The sequence below is a fragment of the Paludisphaera soli genome, assembly GCF_011064595.1.
GTDB lineage: Bacteria > Planctomycetota > Planctomycetia > Isosphaerales > Isosphaeraceae > Paludisphaera > Paludisphaera soli.
Genome location: NZ_JAALJI010000008.1, coordinates 157396 through 170775 on the forward strand (window position 1 = coordinate 157396; position 13380 = coordinate 170775).

At 70.6% G+C, this 13380-nt stretch carries 15 protein-coding genes; 6 read left to right on the forward strand and 9 right to left on the reverse strand.

Annotated elements, in window-relative coordinates; translation table 11 throughout:
• The first annotated feature begins 50 nt into the window (after positions 1 to 50).
• The 3 genes from G6O68_RS13035 (at position 51) to G6O68_RS13045 (ending at position 3896) form a co-directional block, all read left to right on the forward strand.
• A complete protein-coding gene (locus tag G6O68_RS13035) occupies positions 51 to 941 on the forward strand; it encodes a fumarylacetoacetate hydrolase family protein (RefSeq protein ID WP_165248388.1) in 891 nt (296 codons plus the stop codon).
• An 88-nt stretch (positions 942 to 1029) separates the two neighbouring features.
• The gene (locus tag G6O68_RS13040) at positions 1030 to 1482 is read left to right on the forward strand and encodes a hypothetical protein (RefSeq protein WP_165248390.1); all 453 of its coding nucleotides are present in this window, start codon (positions 1030 to 1032) and stop codon (positions 1480 to 1482) included.
• A 65-nt stretch (positions 1483 to 1547) separates the two neighbouring features.
• Positions 1548 to 3896 (forward strand): alpha/beta hydrolase family protein, encoded by a 2349-nt coding sequence (locus G6O68_RS13045; protein ID WP_165248392.1) that lies wholly within the window; start codon positions 1548 to 1550, stop codon positions 3894 to 3896.
• A gap of 21 nt (positions 3897 to 3917) precedes the next feature.
• Here G6O68_RS13045 and G6O68_RS13050 read toward each other — a convergent pair whose 3' ends face one another.
• Together G6O68_RS13050 and G6O68_RS13055 are read right to left on the reverse strand one after the other, a co-directional pair.
• Positions 3918 to 4700 carry a bestrophin-like domain gene (locus G6O68_RS13050; protein WP_165248394.1) on the reverse strand — a complete coding sequence of 261 codons (783 nt, stop codon included), beginning with the start codon at positions 4698 to 4700 and terminating at the stop codon, positions 3918 to 3920.
• Between the two features lie 65 nt (positions 4701 to 4765).
• Positions 4766 to 4981, reverse strand: coding sequence for a DUF542 domain-containing protein (locus G6O68_RS13055; RefSeq protein WP_165248396.1), 216 nt, complete (start codon positions 4979 to 4981; stop codon positions 4766 to 4768).
• Between the two features lie 156 nt (positions 4982 to 5137).
• Here G6O68_RS13055 and G6O68_RS13060 point away from each other — a divergent pair, with 156 nt between their 5' ends.
• Positions 5138 to 6328: a DUF1963 domain-containing protein gene (locus tag G6O68_RS13060; RefSeq protein ID WP_165248398.1), complete on the forward strand. Its 1191-nt coding sequence runs from the start codon at positions 5138 to 5140 to the stop codon at positions 6326 to 6328.
• A gap of 33 nt (positions 6329 to 6361) precedes the next feature.
• Here G6O68_RS13060 and G6O68_RS13065 read toward each other — a convergent pair whose 3' ends face one another.
• The 4 genes from G6O68_RS13065 to G6O68_RS13080 form a co-directional block, all read right to left on the reverse strand.
• Positions 6362 to 7246 (reverse strand): tetratricopeptide repeat protein, encoded by an 885-nt coding sequence (locus G6O68_RS13065; protein ID WP_165248400.1) that lies wholly within the window; start codon positions 7244 to 7246, stop codon positions 6362 to 6364.
• 134 nt (positions 7247 to 7380) lie between these two features.
• On the reverse strand, positions 7381 to 8175 hold the full coding sequence (locus tag G6O68_RS13070) for a sensor histidine kinase (protein WP_165248402.1): 795 nt from the start codon (positions 8173 to 8175) through the stop codon (positions 7381 to 7383).
• Between the two features lie 91 nt (positions 8176 to 8266).
• Positions 8267 to 8527, reverse strand: a complete 261-nt coding sequence (locus tag G6O68_RS13075; protein ID WP_165248404.1) for a hypothetical protein — start codon at positions 8525 to 8527, stop codon at positions 8267 to 8269.
• Between the two features lie 244 nt (positions 8528 to 8771).
• Positions 8772 to 9428 (reverse strand): ANTAR domain-containing response regulator, encoded by a 657-nt coding sequence (locus G6O68_RS13080; RefSeq protein WP_165248406.1) that lies wholly within the window; start codon positions 9426 to 9428, stop codon positions 8772 to 8774.
• Between the two features lie 206 nt (positions 9429 to 9634).
• Between G6O68_RS13080 and G6O68_RS13085 the strand changes: the two genes are divergently transcribed.
• Positions 9635 to 10120, forward strand: coding sequence for a MaoC/PaaZ C-terminal domain-containing protein (locus G6O68_RS13085; protein WP_165248408.1), 486 nt, complete (start codon positions 9635 to 9637; stop codon positions 10118 to 10120).
• 133 nt (positions 10121 to 10253) lie between these two features.
• Here the strand turns inward: G6O68_RS13085 and guaA are convergent, their stop codons facing one another.
• Positions 10254 to 11816, reverse strand: a complete 1563-nt coding sequence (gene guaA, locus G6O68_RS13090) for a glutamine-hydrolyzing GMP synthase (RefSeq protein WP_165248410.1) — start codon at positions 11814 to 11816, stop codon at positions 10254 to 10256.
• Positions 11817 to 12079: 263 nt separating this feature from the next.
• On the opposite strand from guaA, the gene G6O68_RS13095 reads away from it, so the two are divergent.
• Entirely contained in the window at positions 12080 to 12565 is a 486-nt protein-coding gene (locus G6O68_RS13095; protein ID WP_165248412.1) for a hypothetical protein, read from the forward strand.
• A 35-nt stretch (positions 12566 to 12600) separates the two neighbouring features.
• Here G6O68_RS13095 and G6O68_RS13100 read toward each other — a convergent pair whose 3' ends face one another.
• Positions 12601 to 12942, reverse strand: coding sequence for an HNH endonuclease (locus G6O68_RS13100; protein ID WP_165248414.1), 342 nt, complete (start codon positions 12940 to 12942; stop codon positions 12601 to 12603).
• 67 nt (positions 12943 to 13009) lie between these two features.
• Positions 13010 to 13309, reverse strand: coding sequence for a hypothetical protein (locus tag G6O68_RS13105; RefSeq protein ID WP_165248416.1), 300 nt, complete (start codon positions 13307 to 13309; stop codon positions 13010 to 13012).
• Between the last annotated feature and the right edge of the window lie 71 nt (positions 13310 to 13380).

A 13380-nucleotide genomic window follows, 5' to 3' on the forward strand; every position in this document is an offset into this window, starting at 1 on the left:
CCGAATCTCTCCACCTTCAAGCCATCGCCATTGGGAAGGGAGCCGGAACCGTGCGCTTCGTCACCGTCGAGACCGATCGAGGGCCGCGCGCGTGCGGCGTCCGCGAAGATGGATACGTCGACCTGAACGCGGCCGACCCGTCCCTCCCCGCCAGCCTCAAGGCCGTCCTCGCCCTGGGCCCCGACGGCGTCCGACGCGCCGCCGAGGCGACCGTCGGGGCCCCGACCGCGATCGCCCCGGCCTCCGCGAAGCTCCTGCCGCCGATCCCGGACCCCCAGAAGATCCTCTGCATCGGCCTGAACTACCGCGACCACGCCATCGAGAGCGGCGCGGAGATCCCCCCCGAGCCGGTGCTCTTCAGCAAGTACCCCAACACCCTGATCGCCCACGGCGAGCCGATCGTCCTCCCCCCCGAGAGCGCCGAGGTCGACTTCGAAGCCGAGCTGGTCGTGGTCATCGGCCGCGGCGGCCGGCGCATCCCCCGCGAGTGGGCCTTGAAGCACGTCGGCGGCTACATGCCCGGCCACGACGTCTCGGCCCGCGACTGGCAGCTCAACAAGCCCGCCAAGCAGTGGACCGCCGGGAAGACCTTCGACACCTTCGCCCCTACCGGCCCGATGCTCACCTCGGCCGACGAGGTCCCCGACCCCCAGGCCCTGGGCATCCGCCTCCGCCTCAACGGCGAGACCATGCAGGACTCGTCCACCTCGCAGTTCATCTTCCCGGTGGCCGAGGTCGTCGCCTACCTCTCGAACATCATGACCCTCCAGCCCGGCGACCTGATCTTCACCGGGACCCCCCCGGGCGTCGGCATGGCCCGCAAGCCCCCCCGCTGGCTCAGGCCCGGCGACGAGGTCGAGGTCGAGATCGACGGCCTCGGCACCCTCAAGAACCCCGTCGCCGCCGAGGTCCAGATCCGGGCCGGCACCGGCGCAGGGTGAAAGTCGGGATGCGAGTGGTGAGGGAAAGCGATCCCGGAATCGCCCGTCCGACCTCGAACGATTCCTGACTTTCGAGAAGGATCCCGACATGCGTGCGTCCCTGCCTTGCGGAGCCGTTGCGCTGGCCCTCGTCCTAATCGGAGCCATGGTCGGGGCGAGTGGGCTCCGGGCCCCCCAGAAGCCCGACGACCTGGCGAGGGCTCGGGTCGACCTCGCCCGCCGGATCTACGGACAAACCGAGGAGCAGCTCAAGAACCTCCCGGCGGTCGGGGCCGAGGGCGATCGCCTCTCCCAGACGTTCGCGGAACTGGCCCTCTGGTCTCGCCGCTGGATGGAGGCGGAGCACGACCTGGACGGCGCCAGGGCGTCCCGCGTCACGGCCCTGGAGGCTCATCTCAAGCGGCTCAAGTCCTGGGAGGACGTCGGCGTCGAGCTGATCCGCGGCGAGGCTTCGAGCCTGACCCAGCTCGCCCTCGACAAGCTCAGCTACGATCGCCTCGGGGCGGAATACGAGCTGTCCAGGCTGAAGATCGGCGACTAAGCTTCTTCTGACATGTGAACAAGTCCATGATCTGCCATTTGCGGCGCCAACCCCGGGGGCTGAGCATGTCGGCGTTCTGGAATCTCGCGACAGGCCGAATCCTGGGAGCGATGCTCCTCGTCGCCCTGGGTTTTGCTTCCGCCGCCGAGCCGGGGCCGGACTATCCGACGATCGGGCCGCCGCTCGCGGGAACGAGGCCGCTTGAAAAAGACGGCGACCTGGCCGACCGGCTGGTCGCGGGGGCCGATCGGTTCCTGCTCCGGATGCTCGACGAATCCAGGGGGAGGCGCGAGTCGCACTGGAAGCGCGACCTCGGCTCTCCCGAGGCTTACGCCAGGTCGATCGAGCCCAACCGCCAGCGGCTGGCCCACATCCTGGGCGTCCGCGACCCGCGCGTGCCGTTCGCCTCGCCCGACGTGATCCGGGGCGAGGGCCGAGCGTCGTTCGTCGGCGAGGGGCTGGAAGTCGATTCGATCCGATGGCCCGTGATCGGCGACGTGACCGGCGAAGGGCTCCGCATCAGAGCCGGGGCGGGCGGGCCGTCGCGGGGGCTGGCGATCGTCGTCCCCGACGCCGACCAGACGCCCGAGCAGCTCGCCGGCGTCGCCCCCGGACTCGCGCCCGAGCGGCAGGTCGCGCGAAGGTTGGCCGAGAGCCGCTTCGTCGTCATCGTCCCGACCCTGATCGACCGCACGGTCGCGCCCCGCATGGGAGGCGCGAAGCTGACGAGCCGCGAGTTCCTCCACCGCCCCGCGTTCGTGCTGGGACGGACCCTGATTGGGATCGAGGTGCAGAAGGTCCTGGCCCTCGTGGACTGGGCGATGGGGTCGAAGGCGACCGAGGGCGGATCGCGAGGGCCGGTCGGCGTCTTCGGCTACGGCGAGGGGGGCGGGATCGCGCTCGATGCCGCGGCGCTCGACCCGAGGATCGACGCCGCCTGCGTGAGCGGCTACTTCGACGATCGCAACGACGTCTGGCGCCAGCCGCTTGATCGCAACGTCTTCGGCCTCCTCGACACGTTCGGTGACGCCGAGCTGGCCGCGATGATCGCCCCCCGGCCGCTCGTCGTCGAGGCCGCGCGGGCCCCGGAGTTCGAGTTCGCCCCGGGGCAGGGCGGGGCGCCGGGGAGAATCGCGACGCCCGCGATCGAGACGGTGCGGGCCGAGGTCGAACGGGCCCGAAAGCTCGTCGAGGGCCTCACGCCGAAATCCAGCCTTTCGCTGGTCGCCAGCGGCGACGACGGCCGGGGCCCGTTCGGATCCGAGCCGGCGCTGGCGGCGTTCGTCGAGGCCCTCGGGCCGGGCCTCCGGCTCGCGCCGGCGGGGCCGCCGCCGTCGGTGCCGAGCGAGGCCCAGGGGGACCCCGCCGCCCGCCAGGCCCGGCAGCTCCACGAAATCGACCGCCACACGCAGCAGCTCCTGGCCGAGAGCGCCGACGTGCGCCGCGCGTTCCTCAAGGACCTCGACTTCAGCTCGATCGCGGCCTATGAGAAGTCGACCGAGCCCTATCGCGAGAAGTTCGCGAGGGACGTGATCGGCCGGTTCGACATCGACCGACTCCCGCCGAACGTCCGCTCCCGGCGGATCTTCGACGAGCCGGCCTTCGAGGGCTACGAGGTCGTGATGGACGTCTTCCCCGACCTGTTCGCGACCGGGATCCTGCTAATGCCCAAGGGGATCCAGGAGGGCGAGCGGCGGCCGGTGGTCGTCTGCCAGCACGGCCTGGAAGGACGGCCGACGGACCTGGCCGACCCGAACGTGGAGAATTCGGCGTACCACAAATTCGCGGTCAGGCTGGCGGAGCGGGGCTTCATCACGTTCGCCCCCCAGAATTTGTACCTCTTCGAGGACCGCTTCCGCACCCTCCAGCGCAAGGCCAACCCGCTGGGCAAGACCCTGTTCTCGATGATCATCCCCCAGCATCGACAGATCACCGACTGGCTGAAATCCCTGCAACAGGTCGACCCGGCCCGGATCGCCTTCTACGGCCTGAGCTACGGCGGGAAGTCGGCCATGCGGATCCCGCCGCTGGTGGAGAACTATTGCCTGTCGATCTGCTCGGCCGACTTCAACGAGTGGGTCTGGAAGAACGCCTCGACCCACAGCCCATACAGCTACGTGAAGACGGGCGAGTACGAGATCTTCGAGTTCGACCTGGGGAGCACGTTCAATTACGCGGAGATGGCCGCGCTGATCGCCCCCCGGCCTTTCATGGTCGAGCGCGGCCACTTCGACACGGTCTCGTCCGACGAGGCCGTGGCGTACGAATTCGCCAAGGTGTTCCACCTCTACGACGCCCGGCTGAAGATCGGCGACCGCTGCGCGATCGAGGTCTTCGACGGCCCCCACACCATCAACGGCAAGGGCACGTTCCGATTCCTCCACAAGCACCTGGGCCGGCCCGAACCCGAGTGACCCGGGCCGGCGCAGGGGCGATCACGGACGGGGTCCGCCCATCGAGCGGAGCACGTCGACCATCGCCTGCTGGCCGACGCGCAAGACCCCTTCGTGCGCGCGGTCCAGGTCGACGATGAGGAAGAGCACCGCGGCGAAGCCCAGCGTGAGGATCGGCATCTCGGGCGAGCGGCGGGTTTCCGACAGCCCCGCCTGATAGCCGACCGAGGCCATGCCGAGCGTGGAAAGGCCGAACAGGACCAGCCAGATGCTCAGGGGGATCCGGCTGCGAAGCCCCACCATCACGCGCTTGGCGTGCAGGTCGATGAGGGTGTTGAGCGACTGAACGTAGAGCCCGGTCGTGATCGCCTCCGGGTTCCGCTCGGCGACGGCCACGGCTCGCGACCACAGTTCCTCGTGCAGCTCGCCGGACCTTGCGAGGACCTCGGCGATCCCGGCCTCCGTGAGGCCGCGAATCCGAAGGTCGGCATATTCGCGAAGCCGATCCATGCTCTCGGTCCGCTGCGGCTCGGGCAGCAGTCGACAGCGAAGGAACGTCGTGCCGATGGCGTTCGCCTCCTCGAGGACGGCCTGCCGGCGTGCGTCGAATCGCGACGCCGCCAGGCTGAACGTGAAGCCGAGCAGCAAGGCCAGCAGGCCGAGCACCGCCACCATCGCGGCCACCGGCGCGGGCAGTTCCTCCGACGCCCTCGCGTGTCGCCATCGCCCGAATCGATACCCCGACTCCACCGCGGCCAGGCCGGCGGCGAGGGCCAGCGGCAGGAACAGCCACATCGGGATCGCATCGAGAGGTTGGTGATTCATGGCGTCTCCGATTCTCCGCATCGGGGGCGGTCGAGGCATGAACCGGGCGGGCGCCCGTCGCCGCGTCAGGCGCGTCGGTCGCTCCCCGGGCGATCGCCGCCGAGGAGGCTCCGCAATCGGGCGAGGACGGCCTCGGGGTCGAGCCCGGCCTCGAGGCTGGCGTATTCGAGGGACTTGCCGCCGCAATGCTGGTCGACGCCGAGTTCCTGGAAGACCGCCAGGGTCTCGGGGTGTTCGATCAGCCAGTCCGGGACCGTGTCGTCCAGGTCGCATTCCGTCATCGCCGTTCCCTCCATCGCGTTCGCTCCATCATGCCGCATCTCCGGGGCCCGGGGCAGGGCCGACCGCGCGACGCGGGGTGGTTGAACGAAGGCGGCCGACGTGGCATCTTGCCGGCAGACGTCTTGAAGTCGAGCCGGTCGGTCGAGGGAGGCGGGATGATGAGCGGTCTGGTCGAAGCCCTGGTCGCGCGTTGCCGCGCGAAGGCCGGAGTCACGGACGGAGAGCGTGACGATTTCAAGCTCCTGGACGGCTTCCTCGACACCTTCGCGCGGTTCCATCGCGACGAGCAGCCGCCGATGGTGATGGTGCGATGCCCCGACGCGCTTCGCGAGCGTCTGGCCGCGGACCATCCCGGCATCGTGGTCTCCGAGCGCATGTGCTGGGAGACCGAGGGCTGGGCCTGGGCCGACGTCCCGATCGACGGCTCGATCCCAGTCGCGACGCTCCTGGAGCTGATCGACGAATCGCACACGCTCCTCCACGAAGGGCTGGACGATTCCAAGCGATTCTTGATCGAGCTGATCGCCCGCGACGCCGCTCCGGCCGAGGCCCTGTCAGACCTGATCGAGCACCACGGCCTGGAAAGCCGTCGAGGCGAGATCGAGTCGCTCGCGCGGCCGGCGTTCGCGATCGTCACCTCGGCCGCCGGCGACGACGAGCCGCCGGTCGGGTCGACGCGGATCGGCGGCCGGCCGGACCTCGACGACTCGACCGAATGGCCCCGTCACGAGGACGGCCGGCCGATGACGTTCCTCGCGCAGATCAACCTCGACGAACTCCCCGAGGGGGCCGACCGGGGCCCGCTGCCGCCGCGAGGCCTGCTCTCGATCTTCTCGGCCTGGGGTCGGCAGGATGAGGACGGCGCCGATCCCCTGCCGCCCGACGGCGAGCCGACGCCCGAGTGGACGTGCATCTTCCACTTCCGGGACCCGTCCGGGCTGCGACGGAGGTCCACGCCCGACGGCGTGAACGATTTCCCGGCCGCCCCGGGCGTGATCGTGCCGATCGTGAGCCTGCCCCAGGATCCCGAGGAGCCGGACGTCGAGGCCCTCGGCTGGGACGAGGCGACGTGGGACGCCTTCTCCGGGCTGCTCTGTTCCTACGACTTCCTCCAGGCGCGGCGGGTCGGACGCCCCCTCCACAACCAGCTGCTGGGCTACGCCTCTTTCATCCAGGGGTTCGACCCCGCGGCGGGCGAAGGTCGTCGCCTCCTGTTCCAGCTCGGCAGCGACGACGAGGCCGCGATGTGCTGGGGGGACGGCGGCTGCCTGTACTTCTTCGCGGATCCCGAGGCGAGGGCTCGCGGCGACTTCTCGCGCGTCGAGTCCGCCTATCAATGCAACTGATCGTCGGGGCCCGCGAGGGACGGCCGCCCCGCCCTAGCGGCGGAGGCGTTCGCTGAGGCTGAGGGCGTCGAGGTCGTCGGGGGCGAGGCGGAGGGCCTCCTCCACGGCTTCGAGGGCGGCGGCGGGGCGGCGGGCGGCGTCGAGGGCGAGGGCCAGGGAGAGGTGGACGTCGGGGCGGTCGGGCAGCCGCTGGGAGGCGTTGCGCAGGTCCTCCACCGCCTGGGGGACGTGGCGGAGGGCCAGGTGGGCCCGGCCCCGCAGGAAGACGGCCTCGGAGTCGCCGGGGGCGGATTCGATGGTCTGATCGAGCCGCACGAGGGCCTGGTCGGCCTCCCCCCGCGAGAGCTGGATGGAGGCGATGCGGCGGTTGGCCTCGGCGAGGAACGGGTCGTTCTCCAGGGCCCGGAAGTAGGCCGCGAGGGCCTCGTCGGTCCTCCCGAGCGCCTCCAGGACGGCGGCCAGGGCGAGGTGGCCGGAGGCGTCGTGGGGCTCGATCTCGATGGCGGTCTCGAGCCGCTTGAGGGCCGAATCGAGCTGGCCGCGACCGGCCTCGATCCGTCCCATGCCGATGAGCGCGGAGACGTAGTCGGAGTCGAGGTCCAGGGCCTTGCGGAAGCCGGCCTCGGCCTCGGCGGGCCGGCCCCGCAGGAGCAGCACGGCGGCCAGCCGCTGGTAGGCCTCTGGCGACCGCGGGGAGACGGCGACGAGCTGGTTCAGCTCGGCTTCGGCGCGTTCGAGGTCGCCGGCGTCGACGGCCGCCTGGGCGCGAACGCTGATCGCCTGGGCCTGGGCCGCCTTCTCGGGGCTGAGCCCATCCTTCGGCCCCCCCCGGCGCGTGCCGGACCAGCTGCAGCCGGGAAGCCCCGGGAGCAGCCAGAACAGGACGCCGACGAAGGCGATCATGCCCTTGCGCCGCATGCGATCGATCCCCCCTCCCTGGGGTGGGCTGACACCGTCCAGCCCCGGCGCGATCGCGGCCGGACGCACCCGGCCGACCCGCCCGCTCCTCCGTCACCGCGAGCCTCGAAGGCTACGCCCAATCGGGCGGATGGTCAATGGCGATCGGCCTCGGTCCGACGGGCCCCCCGCGAGTGGGCCGGCGGCGGCGGCGACGGGGCGGCCCGGGGGAAGACGACGCGGACGACGACGCCGCAGCCCTCCTCCGAATCCAGGATGATCCGGCCCTGGAGCTGGTTCGCCAGCTCCAGGCCGATCGAGAGCCCCAGGCCGTTGCCGTCCGCGGACGAGTGCTCCTCGCGGTTGAGGCGGTAGAACGGCTCGAAGATGCGCTGGTGCTGGGCCGAGGGGACGCCCGGGCCGTCGTCCGCCACGGTGAGGCTCCAGGAGTCGGCCTCGGCCCTCCCCTCGACGCGCACGCGGCCCCCGGCCGGCGTGAACTTGATGGCGTTGGAGACCAGAGCGGCGAAGATCTGCTGGCAACGCGAGGCGTCGGTGACCACCAGGACCTCGCCGTCGACGGCCTCGGCGCTCCAGTCCAGCCCCTTGTCCCGCGCCGAGGCGCCGAACGTCCGGTCGACCTCGTGGACGAGGGCCCGGATCGAGAAGGTGCCCAGGCTGGGCGCGCGCGTTCCTCGGATGACCTCGGCGTAGTCCAGATAGCTGCGGGTCAGTCGGAGCAGGTCGTCGCAGAGGGTCCGCATGGTCCCGACGTGCCCCTTCTGGGTCGCCGAGAACTCGGCCGGGCCGTCGCCCAGGAGCAGGTCGAAGCCCGTCCGCAGCGAGGCGAGCGGCCGGCAAAGCTCGTCGCTGAGGCTGCACAGGAGATTGTGCAGCTCCTGCTGGTCGAATCGCGGCTGGGGGACGCCGGCGTCGGGTTGCGCATCCATGGCGGGCTCGGGGTTGGGGCTCCGGATCGGATTCACGCACGCGGGCCACTCACCCGCGGTCCGGGCGCGGGGCGGATCGGCCCGCCGCGGGTCAGGAGACGACGATCTGGTTGGCCAGCAGCGGATAGCCGTCGGTCAGGTCGAGGACCGCCTGCTGGGCGATCTGCTTCGCGTGGTAGGTGCGGGACCGCCCCCGGAGCAGGATGCGGTCGTCGCTGCAGTCCACGCGCAGGTCGCGGATCCGGCCGTTGGCGATCCGGTTGACGTGGCCTTCGATGAACGCGGCGAGTTCCTGATGGGTCCGGCCCGGGCCCGGCCGCGCGAGTTCGGCATGGGTGTGTTGTGTCGTCATGACCGTCTCCTCATCCTTGGCGTCGCGATGTCATGCTGCCGATCCGGGCGGGATCCCGACGGTTCGGGGCCGATCGCGGGCCTCGAAAGGCCGGCCCTCCGCCCTCGCGCCGGGCCGGAGCCCCGTCGTCCGATCGGGAGCTCCGCGGCGAGACGAGAACGCCGGCGGCCGGGCTCGGGGGGGGTCCCCATGAACTCGATCGCCGGCGCATTGCAGACTAACTCGCCCGGGGGGCGGCGTCAACTCAGTCGAGCGGCGGCTCGACGGGGCGGCGCAGGGGCCGCGAGACGGGGGCGGCGGAGGGGCCCGAATTCGAATCCAGCAGCAGCTCGTCGGTCTGGATGATCGACTCGGCCAGCTTGGCCATCGGCACGCGACGATCCTGGCTCTGACGCTGGAGGAGCCGGAAGGCTTCGTTCTCGTTCAGCCCCTTGCGGGACATCAGGATCCCCTTGGCCCGCTCGATCAGCTTCCGCTCCCGCAGGGTCATCTTGAGGTTGTCGACGTTCTCCTGGAGCGCCTGGATCTCGCGGGCGCGGGCCACGGCGATCTCGACGGCGGCCTGGAGGCTGGGGGTGGTCATCGGCTTGAGGAGATACGAGATCACGCCGTCCTCGACGGCCTGGTCGATCAGGTTCGGGTGGCCGTGGGCGGTGACGATGATGACCGGGGTGCCGGGGTCCTCGGCGATCTGCCGCGCCGCGGCGAGTCCGTCGAGGCCGGGCATCTCGATGTCGAGGAAGATGGCGTCGGGCATGAGCCGGCGGCACATCTCCACCGCCCGCTGGCCGTCGTGGACCACCGCGACGACGTCGTACCCCAGCGACTCGAGCTGGTTCTGCAAGCCCGCGGCGACCGCCTTCTCGTCGTCCGCGATCACGAATCGATAGACCTGTGACATCGTCGTTCGGACCCTCCCGCTGGTGGACGCCTTGATTGACCTGGACTGCCGATCGGGCCGTCGCCCGTCGACGCGAGCCGGATGCTGGAGATGAACGCGGGGCGGCGTCCCCCCCCCGAGCCTCGCGCTTCCGCCCTCGCGGCGGAGCGGTTAGACTCGCGAAGGGCGCCTCGGCCCACCACTCACGGATGAGGAGCAGGACGAAGATGACGCGACATCGCAACGACCCGCTGGGATACAACGACCTCAAGCTCGGCGACGAGTGGGAGAGCCCGGCGAGGACGGTGACGGAGACCGACGTGGTGACCTTCGCCGGCCTCTCCGGAGACTTCAACGCCCTGCACGTCGATCACGACTGGGCGTCGAAGGGTCCGTTCGGGAAGCCGGTCGCGCACGGGCTCTTGGGGTTGGCCCTCGTCTCCGGGCTCGCCAGCCACGCCCCTCGCGTCGACACGCAGGCGTTCCTGGCGATCCTGGAGTGGAAGTTCCTGCTCCCCATCGCGTTCGGCGACACCGTCCGGGTGATCTCCCGGGTCGAGTCCGTCGAGCCCCAGGCTCGGGGTCGACGGGCGCTTGTGGTCTGGCGTCGCCGCCTGCTGAACCAGGACGACCAGGTGGTCCAGGAGGGGCTCACCCGGACCCTCGTCCGGGCCCGCGCCCTCGCCACCGAGGCCGAACCGTCGCAAGACTGACGAGGCCGTCTCCCTCGTTCGCCCCCCTTCGCCGGATTCCTTCGTTTTCGAGCTTCCCTATTTCATCGCCACATCGAAGGAATTCAAGCAAATTCGGGGCCGGCGCCCGGGATTCCCCCAAGCCGCGCCGGGTTCATTCCCACTCGATGGTGCCGGGCGGCTTGCTGGTGACGTCGTAAACGACCCGGTTGACGCCCTTGACCTCGTTGATGATGCGGGTCGAGGTCCGGGCGAGCATCTCGTGCGGGAGCCGCGACCAGTCGGCCGTCATGAAGTCCTCGGTCTCGACGGCGCGGACGGCGATCACGTTCTCATAAGTGCGCGCGTCGCCCATGACGCCGACCGACTGCACCGGCAGCAGCACGGCGAACGCCTGGGCCGTCTGGCGTTCCAGCCCGGCGGCCCGCAGCTCGTCGAGGAAGATGGCGTCGGCCTGGCGGAGGACGTCCAGGCGGGGGGCGGTGACCTCTCCCAGGCAGCGGACGGCGAGGCCCGGCCCGGGGAACGGGTGCCGCCAGACCAGGGAGTCGGGCAGGCCCAGCTCCAGGCCCAGGCGGCGGACCTCGTCCTTGAAAAGGTCGCGCAGGGGCTCGATCAGCTCGAAGCCCAGCTCGGCGGGGAGCCCGCCGACGTTGTGGTGGATCTTGATGGTGGCGGCCGGGCCGTCGGGCTCGCCGCCGCTCTCGATGACGTCCGGGTAGAGAGTCCCCTGGGCGAGGAAGTGCGCGCCCGGGATGGAGCGGGCCTCCTCGCGGAAGACCTCGATGAAGACGTGGCCGATCCGCCGCCGCTTCTCCTGGGGGTCGGTCACCCCGGCGAGCGCCGCGAGGAACTGGGCCGAAGCGTCGACGACCCGAAGCTCGGCGTCGCTGTGGCCCCGGAAGACCTCCTCGACCTGGGCGCGCTCGCCGCCGCGCAGCAGGCCGTTGTCGACGAACACGCAGACGACCCGCGGCCCCAGGGCCTTCGCCAGGAGCGCCGCGCAGACGGCCGAGTCCACGCCGCCGGAGAGCCCGCAGACGACCCGCTGGTCGGCGCCGACCTGGCCCTGAATCCGCTCGATCGCCTGCTCGATGAACGCCTCCATCGTCCAGGCGCGGGGGTTGCCGCAGATCCGGTCGAGGAAGTTCCCGAGCATCAGGGCCCCGTAGGGGGTGTGCGAGACCTCGGGGTGGAACTGGAGGCCGTAGAACGGGTAGGTCCGGTGCTTGGCCGCGGCGATCGGGCAGGTGGCGGTCGCCGCGAGGGGGAGGAAGTCCGAGCCGGCGTCGAGGATCTGGTCGCCGTGGCTCATCCAGACGGTCGTCTCGCGGGGGACGTCGTGGAAGAGGGGCTCGGCGGGGTCGATCACCTTGCAGTCGGTCCGGCCGTACTCTCGGGCCGGGGGGGCGTCGACCTTGCCCCCCAGCGCCTGCACCGCCAGCTGCATCCCGTAGCAGATCCCCAGGACCGGGACGCCGAGCTGGAAAAGCTCCGGGTCGCACTGAGGGGCGCCGGGCTCGTAAACGCTGCTGGGGCCCCCGGAGAGGATCAGGGCCAGGGGGTCGAGCTCGCGGACGCGGTCCGCCGTGATGTCGTGGCGGACGATGCGGGCGAAGGCGTGACGCTCGCGGACCCGGCGCGCGATCAGCTGGACGTACTGCGCGCCGAAGTCGAGCACCAACACCGGCCGCGACGAGGGATCGGAGGGACCCATATCTGGCTTGTCTTCCCAGCGACGAGGTTGAGGATATCCCGGCCCCGGGGCGTCGCCTCGCGGGCCGGCAAATCGCCAGTCTAGCACGCGGGCGCGCGATCGAGAACCCGCCCCGGGTGCCTTTCGCCGCCGAGCGGGCCGGCGACGCCGGTCGTCCGGCCGCCCCCGACGTCCCCGCCCGCTTGACAGGCGCGATCGGGCGAAGTCAGATAAGCTTAACGGCGAAAGCCCTCGCGGACGACTCGTGCGAAAGGTGGCAGGCGATGGCATCGGCATCCGGCGGCGCAAACCCCGCGACCCCCACGGCCCACGTGTCGGCGCCGACGCCGACGCCGACTCCCGCGCCGGCCCGCCTCCCGGGCGCCCCGCCCCCGCGCCCCCAATACGAGTTCAACGAGCCCGAGAACCGGATCATCCGCGACCTCGGCTCGAAGATGAGCTTCGTCGGCCTGTACATGGTCGGCATCGGCCTCTGCTTCGCCCTGGTGACCATCCAGCGCTGGTCGCGCTACCAGCAGATGGAGATCGGGTTCCTGTTCCTGGCCATGCTGTTCATGGTCTTCGGCGCCTGGACCCACCGCGCCGGCCGGGACTTCCGCCAGGTGGTCGACTCCCAGGGCCGCGACGTCGCCCACCTGATGGCCGCCCTTTCCTCGCTGCTGAAGTGCTACCGCCTCATCTACATGCTCTTCTTCGTCGGCCTGATCTTCGCCATGATCCTCCTCGCCTCCACCCACCTGGGGGGGTGAGCGACCGTCGCCGGGTCGATCGATCCCGGCGACGATCAATCGGGCGGGAAGACTCCTTCCTCGATCAGCGCCTCGCGCAGGGCGACGCGATACTCGTCATTGATGTCGAGCAAGGCCACCGTGACGCGACCGATCGCGGAACGGCCAACCAGGACCGCCCCCTCCCAACGGAAGTTGGCCGACCATTTGTGGCGGCGAGGGTTGAACAGGGGCGTCAGCTTGCGTCCACGGCCGTCCAGCCCGGCGATGTCTGACCCTTTATGCGAGTTGCAGTAGTAGCAACTCAGGCAGAGGTTGCCGGGCGAAGAGGGGCCGCCGTGCTTCCGGGCGATGACGTGGTCGATCTCGAAGCCGGCGTCGTCGAAGGCCTGAGGCATCCGACATTATTCGCAGCGGTCGTCCACGCGATTCCGAACGAGCCTCGCCAGAGCGGCTTCCATGCGTTCAGGCCTTCGGAGGGCGCGTGGCGGAGGTGCGAAGGGTTCGCCGGGCCTTCGATTTCAGGATCGACAGGAGCGAAGCGGCCTTGGCGAAGGCGAGCATCTCTTCCTTCTCCATCTGCGACAGAGCGTCGTCCTGATTGCGGACGGCCAGTTCGTGCATCCGGGCCTTGTCGCTCTCGCTGAGGTTCAATTCCAGGAAGTGGCGAGCGAGGGCGTCGGACATGCGACCCGACTGGTCGCCGAGGATCCGCGCGAGGATCGCCACCTCGGTCTCGCCCGAACGCCGAGTCGCCGTAGCCATCGTCTCCCTCCCCACAGATGGGACCGCCATTCGATCAGACCACGCGAAGCGACGTCCGTCCAGAGCCCCGG